This window comes from Pseudoalteromonas sp. NZS11_1 (assembly GCF_015864275.1).
GTDB classification, from domain to species: Bacteria; Pseudomonadota; Gammaproteobacteria; order Enterobacterales; family Alteromonadaceae; genus Pseudoalteromonas; species Pseudoalteromonas arctica.
This window is the reverse complement of sequence record NZ_JADYXK010000018.1, coordinates 72,284-85,647: the sequence shown is the minus strand read 5'-3', so window position 1 is coordinate 85,647 and position 13,364 is coordinate 72,284. Positions and strand designations below refer to the sequence as shown.

Here is a 13,364-nt window from a genome sequence, read left to right as displayed (position 1 = left end):
AAGCGCACAGGGCGTGCATCTGTGAAAGTGTTATGGCAAGGATGGCTTAAGTTACAAGCCATCCTGGAAGGCTACGATTTAGCAAAATCTCTTGAGTCAGACTTGTGATCAAGAGACAGCTTTATGCGCCTTTTTTAATACCAACTAATACAAATTCTACGTAGTTAAAATTCGTAACTTACGCTAATACCGCCATCGGCTCTTTTTTCGTTGCTGTCGCTTGCTTTACCATAGCCCACATCTAGCTCTAATCTAAAACCAGCGCTGTTCAGTCCATTAAAGTTATAGCTGTACGTAAGCCCTATGCCGTTTGTTGTTTCTTCATCAAAAATTCCGCCAATTACACAACCTAGCGTATTAGCAAAGTCAGTTGCTACATCATTAGTTGAACCTTCACACTCTTGGTCTGTATCTCTTGCACCAATAGCGCCCACAAGCGCGCCAAAAGCATGCTTTTTGTTATCGCTTACTGCTTGTTCAAAACCTGCAGAAAATCCATCATCAAGGCCTAGTTTATAGTTTGCATACCAGCGTTGTGTGTCGTCGTTAGCCGACAAAGACACTTCAGGAATAACTAAGTAAGGATAGCCACCCCCAATCGAAAAACTAACATCGTTAGCAAAAGTAGAACAAGAAGCGATAGATAAAGTGAGTAGTAATATTTTTATTTTCATAAAGTTCCCTTTGAGTAAGTATAAAATGTACTTACTTTAGGGACACTGTGCAATACGACAAAAAGCTCGTTAAATTTAGCTTTAGTAATAAAATAGGGATTAAATTTTAGCGAGTATTTTATCGCTAGCCGCTTCTATTAAATCGAGCACATTTTCAAAGCCATCATCGCCGCCGTAATAAGGATCGGGAATAGCGCTTTGGGCTTGCTCGCCATATTCTAAAAACAGCGCTAATTTGTACTGTAGATGCTCAGGGCACTGGGCTGTTAAATCAGTTAAATTTTGTGTATCGGCCGCTAAAATTAAATCAAACTCAGTAAAGTCGCTTGTACGTACTTTACGCGAATAAATACCTTTAAAACTATAACCACGTTTTTCGCCTGCAGCCATTGAGCGACTATCAGGCGTTTTACCTTCGTGGTAACCAATAGTCCCTGCCGAATCAACTTTAACGTTAACGCCGAGCTTTTTAGCACGGGCTTTTAATACCGCCTCTGCAGTTGGCGAGCGGCAAATATTACCTAAACAAACTATGAGTACTTTTTTCATTAAGGCTCCTCTAACTAATTTAAAAACCTATGTTTTAAAACTGTTTTAAAACTGTTTTAAAATACTTTCTTCGTAATCTTCAACGTTAAGCGTTACGTTATGTTGCGCTGCAACAGATTCAAGCTCAGCTTGTTTAATGGCTAAATCGTCCATAGTGATTAGGTTATCGTCTAACTGCCACAATAACCGAGAGCCCGCGTAGCTATAATGAATCGCTAATAACGCATCGGCATTACCTTCACGGCCAGCAGCTTTTAACTTAGCCATTTTACGGGTTATTTTATTAAGTGCTTTTTTAAGCTCCCACACATAAACAACTTCTGTCATAAACGTATGTGTACGGTATTTATGAAGTAACCACGCAAGCCCAACGCTAGTAATAGCAACACCTATTAAGTTCCAATGAAAGTGGCTACCACTTTCATCAGGAAATAAAGCAATCAGCGTTTGCGATATAGCCAAGCTGCCTACAGCCAAACCAATACCACATCCTGCAATAACACGGTTTAAATGTTTACGGTAACGCGCTTTATTTATTTCAATGAGTTGCATAACAGCCTAAAAAGTTAAGTTTTAATATTTGCGAATGGCTATTGTAACTAAACCCCACATTTTTTATAAAATTATTTCACCCCTTTTTGATTTGCCACCCGTTATAGCTTTGAAAATACCCTAATTGTAGTGGTCAATAAAATTTGGAGCGGCTTATGCACACACTTGAAGTACCTAACAACCCAGTATTTATTAAAACATCGACTGCCGTTATTGGCGGCGCCGCAATGACCTTTGCAGCTTTTGCGTTTATGCAATATTTAATAAGTGGCGAGCAACGCGCACCGGTTAAACCAGGGGGCGATATTATAGTAGAGATTTTTCAGGCACCTGAGGATTCAAAAGTCAGGCATATACAAAAAATACAGCCGCCACCGCCAATGCCTAAAGTGCCGCAAAAAGCTCCACCGCTTGATACATCAGCCGATCCTGTGTTGGCAATTAGCGACTTTACGCCGATTACAATTGACGATTTTGGTGGCGACATTAACAACACCATTAATCGTCCAACAGGGGATGCAACCCCCATAGTGCGCATAAACCCTAAATACCCAACCACAGCAGCGCGCGATGGTATTGAAGGTTGGGTGCAACTAAGCTTTAGTATTTCGCCCACCGGTGAAGTAATCGACCCAGTAGTTATTAACGCCGAGCCAAAACGTACCTTTGACCGCGAAGCAATAAGAGCCATTAAACGCTGGAAATATCGCCCCAAAGTAATTGAAGGTGTGGCACAATTACAAACAGGTCAAACCGTACAGCTCGATTTTAAATTAGATAACTCTATTTAACGGACTAAACGCCTATGCTACTAAGTATTAAGTCATGGTTATTTGAAACGCCAAGCAAGGACTGCATGGCAAGTTACGCAAAAAGTGGCGACAATCGTTACTTAGAGCAGCTTATTGCCCTCTACAGTAACGACCTATACCACTACCTTGTTACGCAATCTAATACGCATTTAGCATACGACGTAAGCCAACAAACATGGCTAAAAGTAATCGAAAAACGCCACCTTTACCAAGCCCAAACCACACCCAAAGCGTGGCTGTTTAAACTTGCCCGCAACACACTCATTGACGAATACCGCAGGCAACAACGCTTTGTAGAGCTTGACGAAAACACGCATTTAGCAGCACAAAATGATAAAAGCGAAAACGACTTAACTAGTGGAAACTCGCATATAGATAACTTGAATATAGGCAGCTCAAACATAAGTTATAAAGCGTTCGACGCCGCCCTAAAACAACTCAGCTTTGTACAGCGCGAAGCCATTACATTACAACAAGAAGGCTTTTCGCTCACCGACATAGAACTTATAACGCAAAGCAGCCTTGAGACCATTAAAACAAGGCTGCGCTATGCCAAGCAAAACCTTAAACGTTTATTAGGAGCAAACAATGAACAAGCCTGATGAGCCGTTTGATCAAAAGCTCACACAACACTACAAAGAGCGAAAAGCGCGCATAACACTTACAAGTGATGAGCAAAAATCGTTACTTAAAAAAGCCACGCACATAAAGCCTAAAAAGCTCGGCTTTACGCTGCAGCTAACCAGCCTTGCCTGCGCACTGAGTGTGTTCGCTTTTATTGTGTTTGATAATAACAACGTAATAAATACAAAGCCTAAAACCGTACTTAACAGCGTATTTAACACTATAGACATTCACGACTATTCAATTATTAAAACACACGAAATAAATCAAGCAGGTAGCTACGCAAGCACCTTTACAGAGCAAAAACACGCACTCGACAGCCAATTAGCTAACGATTTACGCCGCCACCAACAACGCCACATAGAATACGGTACGCTAGTAAAGGTAGATAACGACTGGTACATAGCCAGCTGTAATGACGAGGTGCTAGTGCAAATAAAGCATTCGCTGTTGAGTGATTTAAAAGGTAAACATGCGGTAGAAAGTAATATAAATACGGGTGATATGCTCGCTATGGCGCATAACGGTAAAGGGCAAATTATTGCATTAAAACATGCGGGAGCTGGGGTTAGGCAGTGTGGGGCTTAGGTGGTTAACAATATAATTAAGTTACTCAATTTACTAATTGAGTTCAAAGGTTAACTGTGTGATATTAATAATACAAGCGATCAAACTTCCACTTTCCTTAACTGGCTTTATTTTATTTTAGACAATAACATATCCTGAAAGTAGTAAATATAATAAATGGAACATTATTAGATCATGACAATCAGAGCAGTAATTAAAGCCCCTTCTGAATTATGTATTTACAGGCAAGATTTGCAAAAAGATACATACTCCTTAATTAAAGAAGTCGATAATACAGTTACTAAAAGTGGTATGCTTGTTACACTCGACTTAAGAGAAGTTAAGTTAATTACAGCAGCTGCTTCTGTACTTTTATTCGCAACAGTTAGCACTTGTCAGCTTATGAATAGAAACCCAAAACAAGTCATGTGTATCTTCCCGAAAGAGTCCAATAACTCAGAGGGGTACAGATACATAGTTAAAACGGGTCTGGCCAGAGCACTTCATTCTGGTGAGCTATCTAAATTAGATGAATTAGTCGATCAAGAAGCATTTTTTCAGTCATCTAACAACCCTTTTAAACATGCTATTACTACAAGTTTGATGCTAGCTGATAAAACAGAGTTTGATCCTATACAGTATGAGTTACTTAGTACGGCAATCGGTGAGGCAATGCTAAATGTTCATCATCATGCTTATAATGATCCGCTTAGTAGTATCGAAGAGCCAAAAACTAATAGTTCTAAAAAGTTATTAGTTAGAGAGATGGGCAGACGATGGTGGCAATGCGCGTGGTATGATTACTTAAAGCATGAATGGGTTTTTATCATATGTGATTTTGGTGTTGGTATTCCACAGTCTTTAATGGAGAGCTATAATAAACTTAATCCTCTGATACAAATTGAAAATAAAGAAGCAATGATAAAAGCCTTCACTATTGGAGGTAGCAGATTTAACAGAGGAGGAAGAGGCAACGGCTCAGAAGATATGAAAAGAGCTGTCGGTCGCCTTTGTCAAGAAACAGATAATTTACTAATATATAGTGGTGGAGTTAAATATCAGTACTCACGGGGTATGGTAATGCCCCAAGTAAATATGTTAGCAACTTTTTTTGGTGGAACACTTATCGAGTGGACACTAAAACCCAAGCTGGGTGAGGAGTAGTAATGATGGTAATTGATGTTGCGAAAGAGTTTTCGAAAACCCCCTTTGGTCGATATAAAACTGATAGTCAGTTTAGCGCCGAAGAATTTCGCGAAAAGTTATTGCTGCCAAAATTAAATAACGGAGATTCTTTAACTATAGATTTTTCTAAAATATCACTTGGCGTAGGTTCATCTTTTCTTGAAGAAGCGTTTGGAGGTTTAGTAAGGAAAGGAATTGATCCTTCCTACTTAAAAGCCCACATTAAAGTTGTAGACCGTATGGGACTATATGATGAACAAGTGAGAACATTCATCGAGGCTGCACGTAATGTTTAATCCATAACTCTCTTATTAATAGTTTAAAGTTGATAAAATTATGACTGAATCAACAGATACAAAATTGAAGCTCCTCGAAAATACATATAACAAAAGCAATACAATTAATTGTAAGATCATCAATATTGAAAACTACGACATAGCTAAACCCAAAAATAGTTGGTTTTCTGAGTACCACATAAACATACTCATTCCCACAATTTTAGTGCTCATTGGATGGAGAATCCTTTATCTGAATGCAAAAAAATTAGCAACAAGATCTGAAAGTAAAGCAATACTAGACTCTATTGTTAAAATGTATGAAGAGCTTGATAAGTTGGCAGTTGATTTTTGGTTAGGTGAAGTAGATAAACAAGATCCACAAAGTTATTTAATGTTAGTAATGGCAAAATTTGAAACTTTGAATAATCGAAATACAGATTTACACAAGCGAAATGTTGATATCGATAAATCAGTTTTGAATAACTACTACTCTGCGTTAACTCTTAATTGCGAATATATAAAAAATATAAGTCAATCTGATTGTACGGTTTACACTCAGAATATTTTAGATCTCAGTAGAAAAAATATATCTGCGCTTTATGAAAATTATAATCACACATATAAACCAACATATAAAATTACGAAAAGTTTTATTCGCTCTTAAGCTATTATATAAAATTAAGTCCTTTGTTTCACTTAGCCATTTTCATCCAATCAATTATAAAAATAAAAAAGCCTGCGATTAAGCAGGCTTTTGACTGTTTAAACTATTTTAGTTTACAAAACGATTATACTCATTACCAAGTACGCTATAAATGTGCTGTCACCACTTAATAAATCATTGTTAATGATTACTGCTTTAAAAGTCGCTTTTCTGGATTATTTAAATACTTTAAGCCAATGGTAACTATGCGTGTATGCACCATTGTTATAACGCGTATTTGAACATTACCAATAACAACAATATCGCCTTTACTGACTTCTCCTGAAAGCTTTTGGTTGATCACTTCTTCCAAGCTTATCTCTTCTGGCGCGTCTATTTGCATGTGATAAGAGTAAAATATATCGCCTACCAACGTTACCCCTTTCACTTTAAGTTCGTTGTGCGCTAAGTGGCTATCTTGATGGTTTGTTTTATCGGTTGCTGTAAAAACTAAATCAACAAAAGGTCTGTTATCTGGTTTTAAAACAACAAATAAGTGGTCATTTGCTTTTAACTTAGTTGAACCTCGTGGCGGTATGATTGACGGACCCCGTGTGATCATAGCAACAACCACGCTCTCAGGAAGTGCGGCATGTGACAAGCTGCGCCCAGAAACCCGAGAAACGTCACTTAAGGTGTATTCTACAATTTCTATATCAATATCGTTTAGGGCTGTGATTTCGAGTGTTGCAGCGGCTAGGTCGGGCGGCGGCTCTACTAAATTTAGTTTTTTAGCCATCCAAGGCATTGTTGAGCCCTGTAACGTGGCTGAAATTAACACCACGAAAAAAACAACATTAAAAATAAGCTCAGCCCCTGAAAGGCCAAATAGTAGTGGGAATATAGCTAAAATAATGGGTACTGAGCCTCTAAGGCCGACCCAAGATACAAACAGGGTTTCGCGATTATTAAAGCCAAACAGTTTTAAAATAGGCGCTACCGCTAATGGGCGTGCAACAAAAATGAGCGCCAGTGCAATAAGCAATCCTTCTAGCCATACGTCAACCAATGACGACGGATTAATAAGAAGTCCTAATACAACAAACATGGTTATTTGCCCAAGCCATGCTAAGCCGTCATGAAAAAGAAAAATACCGCGTTTATATACAAATTTGCTGTTACCTAAAATAACACCCGTTATAAATACAGCTAAGAATCCACTGCCGCCGAGCGTTGCAGAAAGGCCAAAAGAAAGCAGTCCAAATGCGGTTACCATCACTAAATACAAACCCGATGCATTTAGTTTAATTCGATTAATAAACCAAACCGATACCTTACCAATTAAAAGACCACAAATAGCGCCAACACCCATTTGTTGAGCAAATAACTGTAGTAAATCCAGCCCTATTGGCATGTCGTTAACGAGCATTTCGAGCAATCCAACTGTTAGAAAAATAGCCATTGGATCGTTCGAGGCACTTTCTATTTCAAGCGTAGATTTAAGCTTTTTGTTTAAGTGAATACCCGCACTTCGTAAAAGCGCAAACACTGCTGCAGCATCTGTAGAGCCAACAATGGCACCCAGTAAAACACCTTGTAATATGGGCAGGTCTAAAATATAAGTGGCCACAAGGCCTGTAATTACAGCGGTAAATAACACCCCGACGGTTGCTAAAGCAGACGCGGGTTTCCACACTTGTTTAATTGAACTGGTAGGCGTTTGTAAGCCGCCATCAAATAGAATAATGGCAAGCGCAAGAGTACCCAAAGCATGTGCGGCCTCTGCGTTGTCGAATGAAATACCTGCAATACCGTCTTCACCTGCGAGCATGCCTACAAGTAAAAATAGTACCAGCACAGGTAAGCCAACGCGTGCAGATAACTTGCTCGAGATCACTCCTAGTAAAATTAATATGGCACTAACGAGAATGATATTATCAATTGCAAACATAGTGTGGATTTACAGCCTTATATGAGTTGAAAAGTAAGAATTGCCAGCTATCAAAAAGCTTAAAGCTCATGCTATACAATAACCTAAAAAATATAAATACGGGTACTTAAGTCTATAATTAAATAGTTTTTCTAATAACTATAGAGCCTTTGAGTTTGGTATTGCTTGGCTCTATCTTAATTAGCTTTATTTATTTTTAAAACAAAAAAGCCTGCGATTAAGCAGGCTTTTGAGTATTTAAATAATCAAATTTTACAAAACAATAATGCTTGTTACTAAGTACGCTAAAAACGTAAGGCCACCACCAAATAAGGCATACGGTAGCTGCGTTTTAACGTGGGTGAGTAAGTCACATCCCGATGCAATAGCCGATACAGCGCTGGTGTCGGATATAGGCGAGCAATGATCGCCAAATATACCACCACCCAAAATAGCACCTACAACAAGCGATGGCGGTAAACCTAGCGCTTGAATAAGTGGCACACCAATTGGGATTAATATAGCAAACGTACCCCACGATGTACCTGTAGTAAACGACATAACCGCGCCGGTTAAAAACAGCACCGGTACTATTAGGTAAATAGGTAAGTAGTCACCAACAAGTGACGCCACAAATACGCCAGTACCAAGCTCTTTTAAGCTTGCGCCAAGTGTAAGCGAAAGCAGTACAATAGCGACTAGCGGCATTAATTCGCCCATACCTTTAAAACCGGTATCAACTAATTGATGGTGCGTAAATTTACGAGAACCAATCATTAAAAAGTAAGCGACAACAATGGCTAAAACCGTTGCGTACAATACTGACTTAGAGCCACTACCCTCTGCCAACACACCATTACCGGTGTAATACATAAAGCCAACCATGCTGGTAATGAGCGTAATAAGCGGGATTAACATGTAACGCGCTTTAGAGGCTTTTATTTCATCTTTTAAGTCGGTTGTTTGAAGCTCTAGTTTTTCTTCGGCTTCTTTCATTGGGCCGTGCACTTTATCAAACGCGATGGTGTAAAAAACAATAACAAGGGTAATTATGGCGTAAAAGTTATACCCTACGCTGCCCCACAATACCGATACAGCCGACTCACCTAGCTCGTAGTTACCTAACAAACCAAGTACAAATGCGCCCCAGCCGTTAAGTAGTATTAAAATACACACTGGCGCACTGGTGCTGTCAATAATGTAAGCTAGACGCGCTCGGCTCATTTTAAATTTATCGAACAAGCCACGCGATAAAATACCCGAGGTAAGTACGCTCAGGTTAGATTCTATAAACACCGCAATGCCGGTAAACATGGTTAAAAAGCCCACTTGGCGCTTACTTTTTGCAATGCCTTTGTTCATTAGCATATTAACAGTTGCTGCAACGCCGCCAGATTCGCGAATGTAGGCAAGCAGTGCACCAATTAAAATACTAAATATTAATATGCGTGTATTACCTGGCGAACTAGCAACCGAAATAATACGTTCAATGGTATTTAAAAAAGTGTCAAACAAGCTATTACCTTCGCCCTGAAAGGCGAGTAAAAACTCAGAAGAAGCAACAGCAACAAGTAGCGCCATAATTACTTCTTTTCGCCAAAACACGATAGCAATCGCAATTAGCGGCGGTAAAATAGAATACCAATGCATAAAAAGTTAACCTTAATTATTAGCGAGTAAACCTCGCTTTGTACGCGTTTTAACGCTTATTTGTTAAGCCTAACAACATAAACCGGCTTAGTTTTATAGACCGCTTAGCTTAATGGATTGGCTTACTCAAGTCACCTGTAAATAAATCACTTAAGGTGGCACAGTTAGTACGTTTTAACCTATACGATAGCTTATTGATTTAGTAACGCTTCATAAATAAGCGACACTACCGATCCGTACTGTGCGGTTTCAAATTGTTTGCCTGTAAATTCGTAACGTTTTAGCGAGCCTTTAATTGCACTATGGCGAGCATTGGTAAGTAAAACAATAGCCAAGTCGTAAGCGGGGTCAATTACGGTCACTGTACCCGTCCAACCTGTGTGCCCGTATGCTTGTGCGCTTGCATAAGGGCCAAAGTGCCAACGCCTTGCTTGGTTGTTACCAGCAAGCCTAAAGCCAAGCCCGTAGGTTTCGTCGCTTGATTGCGGCGTTAAAAATTGCGCTAAGGCGCTTGCACTAAATAATTGTTGGTCGCCGTAGCCACCGCTATTTAATAATAGCTGGCAAAGCACGGCTAAGTCGTGAGCATTACTAAATAATCCTGCATGCCCTGCTACACCATCAAGAGAATAGTAAGCGCGCTCGTCATGCACTTGGCCTTGTAAAACCCCAGTTCGAACATTATCAAACTTAATGCGCCCGTCTCGCGTGTTGCCGCTAAGCTCAGTGGCTGCAAATTGCTGCGGCTTAAAGCCTTTTTTAAGTGGATTAAATAACGTGTTAGTTAATTTTAGTGGCGCATACACTTGCTGCTCTAGGTATTCATCAAGGGGCTGCCCTGTAATACGCTCAATTAGCACACCTAAAATCATGTAATCAATATCTGAGTAAACATGCTGCCCAGATGATTTACTACTAAAAGGCACGCTGGTAAGTAATAGCTGTTTGGTGGTTTTACTGTTTTGCGAATAAAACGCGTCGCCATTGCTGCCATCTTTACGGTGAAAGTCAAATACTGGCGGGTATCCGGCGCTGTGAGTGAGTAAATCTTTTACTGTGCGCTTTGCTCGGCCTTCGCCTTTATATTCGCTTAGGTAGCTTTGCACGGGTTTATTTATATCCAATAACCCTTCGCTTACTAATTTCATAAGTGCAAAGTTGGTGGCAAATATTTTGGTGTTTGAGGCAAGATCAAACAAGGTATTAGTTTGCATGGGCTCTGGACGAAGTAGCATTAAATCACTTTGCTGATATTGCTTTGCATCGCCATAGGCAGTTAATTTTATTAGCTCACCATTTTTGACAACGGCCAACACAGCCCCAGGAAAACCCGCTTTTACATCGCGTTCAATTAATGCATCTACTTCACTAAAATCTATGTGCTTTATTGGCTCATCGCTTAAAGTAGGAAATGCAAAACGCAGCGTTAAACTTGCGCCAACAGGGAGAATATTTTCAACTTTAAAGGTATTAACACCATTGTGAGTATTTTTTGCCAAACTGTAATTGTATAGAGTGTTGGCGCTCAGTTGGCTAACGTCGAGCTTTTGATTATTAATATAAATATCGGCGCTTTGTGCGTTGTGGTTTTGTATTAATAATTGCCCGCGCCCTTTGTAAGCTTTAAACGTTCCTCGGTTATTTACATAAAACCGGCTACTTGGATTTACCTCAGGAAACGTTACAACCACTTGTGCATTAGGCAGCTCTACAAGTTGGCTCTTTGTAAGTGGTAGCACCGAGCTAATAGGCTCAGGTGGTGTACTACAACCCACAACAATAAGGCTTAACGTAGCTATAAATACTTTTTTTATATAACTACACCTTTGATTTTTTAAAGCAATAAACATGCTTAGCCCTTATTTATATAACAAGTAAGGCGCTCTTTGCGCTTTAAATTGCGCAAGCCCCGCCTGCCAACTTTGTTTTATTTGCGCTTCTGATTGACCTGCTTCAATAGCTAAGCGCAATTTATTAGTACCCGCTAGTTTATCCATAAAGTCAGCGCGCTCAAAAAACGAGATGTTGTTTTTACTAAGCTCCGTGTACGCATTTATTAAGTAAGTTAAATTTAGGCCTGTGATATTTGCTTGTCTTAAATCGAGCCCTTGCACGGCTTGGTTTTTAAATTTAGGGTTTAAAGCAGCCCCTTTAATTGCGCGCGGTGTAAAATTAAAATCACCTAATGCAACTGGCGAATAGCCAATTACTTGAAATGCAAAGTCGGTGCCTCTACCAATACTGATAGGTGTTGCTTCAAAAAAGCAAAGCGACGGGTAAAGCGCAATGGCTTGATCGTTAGGTAAGTTAGGGCTGGGTTTTACAGGCAAGCTGTAAGTACTTTTGCGAGTGTAATGATCAACAGGGATCACGGTTAATTTTAAATCGGGCGCTTTATTGATCCAGCCCTCGCCCTTGATCATTTTGGCAAGTTCGCCAACGGTCATACCGTGTAACACAGGAATTGGGTGCATGCCTACAAACGATTTAAATTCTGGCTCTAATATTGGCCCATCAACGTAGGCAATATTTGGATTGGGTCTGTCGAGTACTAAAAATTCTATCCCCTGCTCTGCAGCGGCTTCCATCATGTAGTGCATAGAGCTTATGTAGGTATAAAAGCGCACTCCCACATCCTGAATATCAAAAATAATCACATCAACATCAGCTAAAGCAGCTTGGCTTGGTTTTTTATTTTTACCATAAATAGAAATAAGCGGAATACCGGTTTTGCTATCAACGGCATTTTTTACATGCGCGCCCGCATCATGATCGCCGCGAAAGCCATGCTCAGGTGCAAAAATTTTAGTTATATTAATATTTTTAGTCAGCAGCGCATCTACTAAGTGAGTTTGCCCTACCATTGATGTTTGATTAACTACTAGCCCTACGCGTTTATTTTTTAACTGTGGTAAATATTTAGCATATTGCTGCGCACCTACCACAAGTGAGTTATTAGCTTCGTTGGCTTGTGCGCTGGAAATAAGAGTAGCGCTAAAAATAAAAAATAACGTAATAAATAGGGTTTTAAACATACTGCAATATCCTTTTAAACAAGGCGTTTAAAATAACATAGGTAATATTAAAGAGCAGCTTTAGAAAAGGGTTAAGTGGGCTTGAGCAGATACAGTGATTAGAAGCTGGCGCTTCTCACGCGAGCAAGCTCTGCGGCTACAACGGATAAATAAACTCGGAGTTTAGATTTAAAGATTAGAGCTAGTTTTACTTGAAAATACCACCTCTCATTTTAAGCTTAAAGACCGTATTTAACCTTCTTAGAGCTAAACGCTTCTAGTTATTTAATTTCTTGGTCAATGAACCACTTAAAGATCTATTACACAAAGAGAAGCGAAAGAGAAGTAAATGAGAAGACATAAGCCCGGGTTTATTAGTTTAGCTTAGCTTTATTACTACCTCTAAAAGCGCAGCGCCTCTTAACCTCTTTGTGAATAAATCACTTATTTCTGGCGTTGCCAACGAATAAAATCTTATAAATTATATTTTGAGGGGAGAATAGAAGCTATCGCTTCTCACGCGAGCAAGCTCTGCGGCTACAGGAGTGGTAGTATACATTTCACTTTATTTCGGGCACAAAAAAACCGACTTAATGTCGGCTTGTTTATGAAAGTGGTGGGCGCAGGAGGATTCGAACCTCCGACCGCTCGGTTCGTAGCCGAGTACTCTATCCAGCTGAGCTATGCACCCACTTTCATAGATTGCTTATTTAAACTCTAAGCAGAGCGTATAAATTCAGACATAAAAAAACCGATTTCCATCGGTTTATTTTTCTTACACTTTAAAAGCGTATGAAAACATGAAAGTGGTGGGCGCAGGAGGATTCGAACCTCCGACCGCTCGGTTCGTAGCCGAGTACTCTATCCAGCTGAGCTATGCACCCAC

The 13,364-nt window shown here is 39.7% G+C and carries 13 protein-coding genes and 2 tRNA genes; 6 read left to right on the top strand and 9 right to left on the bottom strand.

Annotated features, from left to right (window positions below; translation table 11 throughout):
* Window positions 1-164 precede the first annotated feature (164 nt).
* The 3 genes from I6F44_RS13510 to I6F44_RS13500 all read right to left on the bottom strand — a co-directional run bounded on the left by I6F44_RS13510 (window position 165) and on the right by I6F44_RS13500 (window position 1,775).
* Window positions 165-674 carry a hypothetical protein gene (locus I6F44_RS13510; protein ID WP_024607634.1) on the bottom strand — a complete coding sequence of 170 codons (510 nt, stop codon included), beginning with the start codon at window positions 672-674 and terminating at the stop codon, window positions 165-167.
* A gap of 99 nt (window positions 675-773) precedes the next feature.
* Window positions 774-1,223, bottom strand: a complete 450-nt coding sequence (locus I6F44_RS13505; RefSeq protein WP_197173946.1) for a low molecular weight protein-tyrosine-phosphatase — start codon at window positions 1,221-1,223, stop codon at window positions 774-776.
* A 45-nt stretch (window positions 1,224-1,268) separates the two neighbouring features.
* Entirely contained in the window at window positions 1,269-1,775 is a 507-nt protein-coding gene (locus I6F44_RS13500; protein WP_010555494.1) for a DUF3087 domain-containing protein, read from the bottom strand.
* Window positions 1,776-1,930: 155 nt separating this feature from the next.
* On the opposite strand from I6F44_RS13500, the gene I6F44_RS13495 reads away from it, so the two are divergent.
* From I6F44_RS13495 to I6F44_RS13470, 6 genes are all read left to right on the top strand, one after another.
* On the top strand, window positions 1,931-2,566 hold the full coding sequence (locus tag I6F44_RS13495; protein ID WP_197173945.1) for an energy transducer TonB: 636 nt from the start codon (window positions 1,931-1,933) through the stop codon (window positions 2,564-2,566).
* A 14-nt stretch (window positions 2,567-2,580) separates the two neighbouring features.
* Window positions 2,581-3,189 (top strand): sigma-70 family RNA polymerase sigma factor, encoded by a 609-nt coding sequence (locus I6F44_RS13490; RefSeq protein ID WP_231612842.1) that lies wholly within the window; start codon window positions 2,581-2,583, stop codon window positions 3,187-3,189.
* On the top strand, window positions 3,176-3,799 hold the full coding sequence (locus I6F44_RS13485) for a hypothetical protein (RefSeq protein WP_197173944.1): 624 nt from the start codon (window positions 3,176-3,178) through the stop codon (window positions 3,797-3,799). Before I6F44_RS13490 ends, I6F44_RS13485 begins: the two co-directional genes overlap by 14 nt.
* Window positions 3,800-3,973: 174 nt before the next feature.
* A complete protein-coding gene (locus I6F44_RS13480) occupies window positions 3,974-4,942 on the top strand; it encodes a hypothetical protein (protein ID WP_197173943.1) in 969 nt (322 codons plus the stop codon).
* Between the two features lie 2 nt (window positions 4,943-4,944).
* Window positions 4,945-5,259 carry an STAS-like domain-containing protein gene (locus I6F44_RS13475; protein ID WP_197173942.1) on the top strand — a complete coding sequence of 105 codons (315 nt, stop codon included), beginning with the start codon at window positions 4,945-4,947 and terminating at the stop codon, window positions 5,257-5,259.
* Window positions 5,260-5,299: 40 nt separating this feature from the next.
* Complete coding sequence (locus I6F44_RS13470) at window positions 5,300-5,905, top strand: hypothetical protein (RefSeq protein ID WP_197173941.1); 606 nt, start codon at window positions 5,300-5,302, stop codon at window positions 5,903-5,905.
* Window positions 5,906-6,092: 187 nt separating this feature from the next.
* Here the strand turns inward: I6F44_RS13470 and I6F44_RS13465 are convergent, their stop codons facing one another.
* From I6F44_RS13465 to I6F44_RS13440, 6 genes are all read right to left on the bottom strand, one after another.
* The gene (locus I6F44_RS13465; protein ID WP_024607631.1) at window positions 6,093-7,835 is read right to left on the bottom strand and encodes a potassium/proton antiporter; all 1,743 of its coding nucleotides are present in this window, start codon (window positions 7,833-7,835) and stop codon (window positions 6,093-6,095) included.
* Between the two features lie 252 nt (window positions 7,836-8,087).
* On the bottom strand, window positions 8,088-9,464 hold the full coding sequence (locus I6F44_RS13460; protein WP_007583783.1) for a Na+/H+ antiporter NhaC family protein: 1,377 nt from the start codon (window positions 9,462-9,464) through the stop codon (window positions 8,088-8,090).
* A gap of 191 nt (window positions 9,465-9,655) precedes the next feature.
* Window positions 9,656-11,314, bottom strand: coding sequence for a penicillin binding protein PBP4B (pbp4b, locus tag I6F44_RS13455; protein ID WP_197173940.1), 1,659 nt, complete (start codon window positions 11,312-11,314; stop codon window positions 9,656-9,658).
* Window positions 11,315-11,323: 9 nt separating this feature from the next.
* Window positions 11,324-12,499: an exo-beta-N-acetylmuramidase NamZ family protein gene (locus I6F44_RS13450; RefSeq protein WP_197173939.1), complete on the bottom strand. Its 1,176-nt coding sequence runs from the start codon at window positions 12,497-12,499 to the stop codon at window positions 11,324-11,326.
* Between the two features lie 593 nt (window positions 12,500-13,092).
* A tRNA-Arg gene (locus tag I6F44_RS13445) sits at window positions 13,093-13,169 on the bottom strand.
* 116 nt (window positions 13,170-13,285) lie between these two features.
* A tRNA-Arg gene (locus I6F44_RS13440) sits at window positions 13,286-13,362 on the bottom strand.
* Window positions 13,363-13,364: the final 2 nt, after the last annotated feature.

Excerpts from the sequence above, each read along its gene's own strand:
- I6F44_RS13465 (WP_024607631.1), bottom strand. The coding sequence starts at position 7,835 with ATGTTTGCAATTGATAATATCATTCTCGTTAGTGCCATATTAATTTTA.
- I6F44_RS13450 (WP_197173939.1), bottom strand. The coding sequence starts at position 12,499 with ATGTTTAAAACCCTATTTATTACGTTATTTTTTATTTTTAGCGCTACT.
- I6F44_RS13480 (WP_197173943.1), top strand. The coding sequence starts at position 3,974 with ATGACAATCAGAGCAGTAATTAAAGCCCCTTCTGAATTATGTATTTAC.
- pbp4b (WP_197173940.1), bottom strand. The coding sequence starts at position 11,314 with ATGTTTATTGCTTTAAAAAATCAAAGGTGTAGTTATATAAAAAAAGTA.
- I6F44_RS13485 (WP_197173944.1), top strand. The coding sequence starts at position 3,176 with ATGAACAAGCCTGATGAGCCGTTTGATCAAAAGCTCACACAACACTAC.
- I6F44_RS13460 (WP_007583783.1), bottom strand. The coding sequence starts at position 9,464 with ATGCATTGGTATTCTATTTTACCGCCGCTAATTGCGATTGCTATCGTG.
- I6F44_RS13500 (WP_010555494.1), bottom strand. The coding sequence starts at position 1,775 with ATGCAACTCATTGAAATAAATAAAGCGCGTTACCGTAAACATTTAAAC.
- I6F44_RS13490 (WP_231612842.1), top strand. The coding sequence starts at position 2,581 with ATGCTACTAAGTATTAAGTCATGGTTATTTGAAACGCCAAGCAAGGAC.
- I6F44_RS13470 (WP_197173941.1), top strand. The coding sequence starts at position 5,300 with ATGACTGAATCAACAGATACAAAATTGAAGCTCCTCGAAAATACATAT.
- I6F44_RS13505 (WP_197173946.1), bottom strand. The coding sequence starts at position 1,223 with ATGAAAAAAGTACTCATAGTTTGTTTAGGTAATATTTGCCGCTCGCCA.
- I6F44_RS13510 (WP_024607634.1), bottom strand. The coding sequence starts at position 674 with ATGAAAATAAAAATATTACTACTCACTTTATCTATCGCTTCTTGTTCT.
- I6F44_RS13495 (WP_197173945.1), top strand. The coding sequence starts at position 1,931 with ATGCACACACTTGAAGTACCTAACAACCCAGTATTTATTAAAACATCG.
- I6F44_RS13475 (WP_197173942.1), top strand. The coding sequence starts at position 4,945 with ATGATGGTAATTGATGTTGCGAAAGAGTTTTCGAAAACCCCCTTTGGT.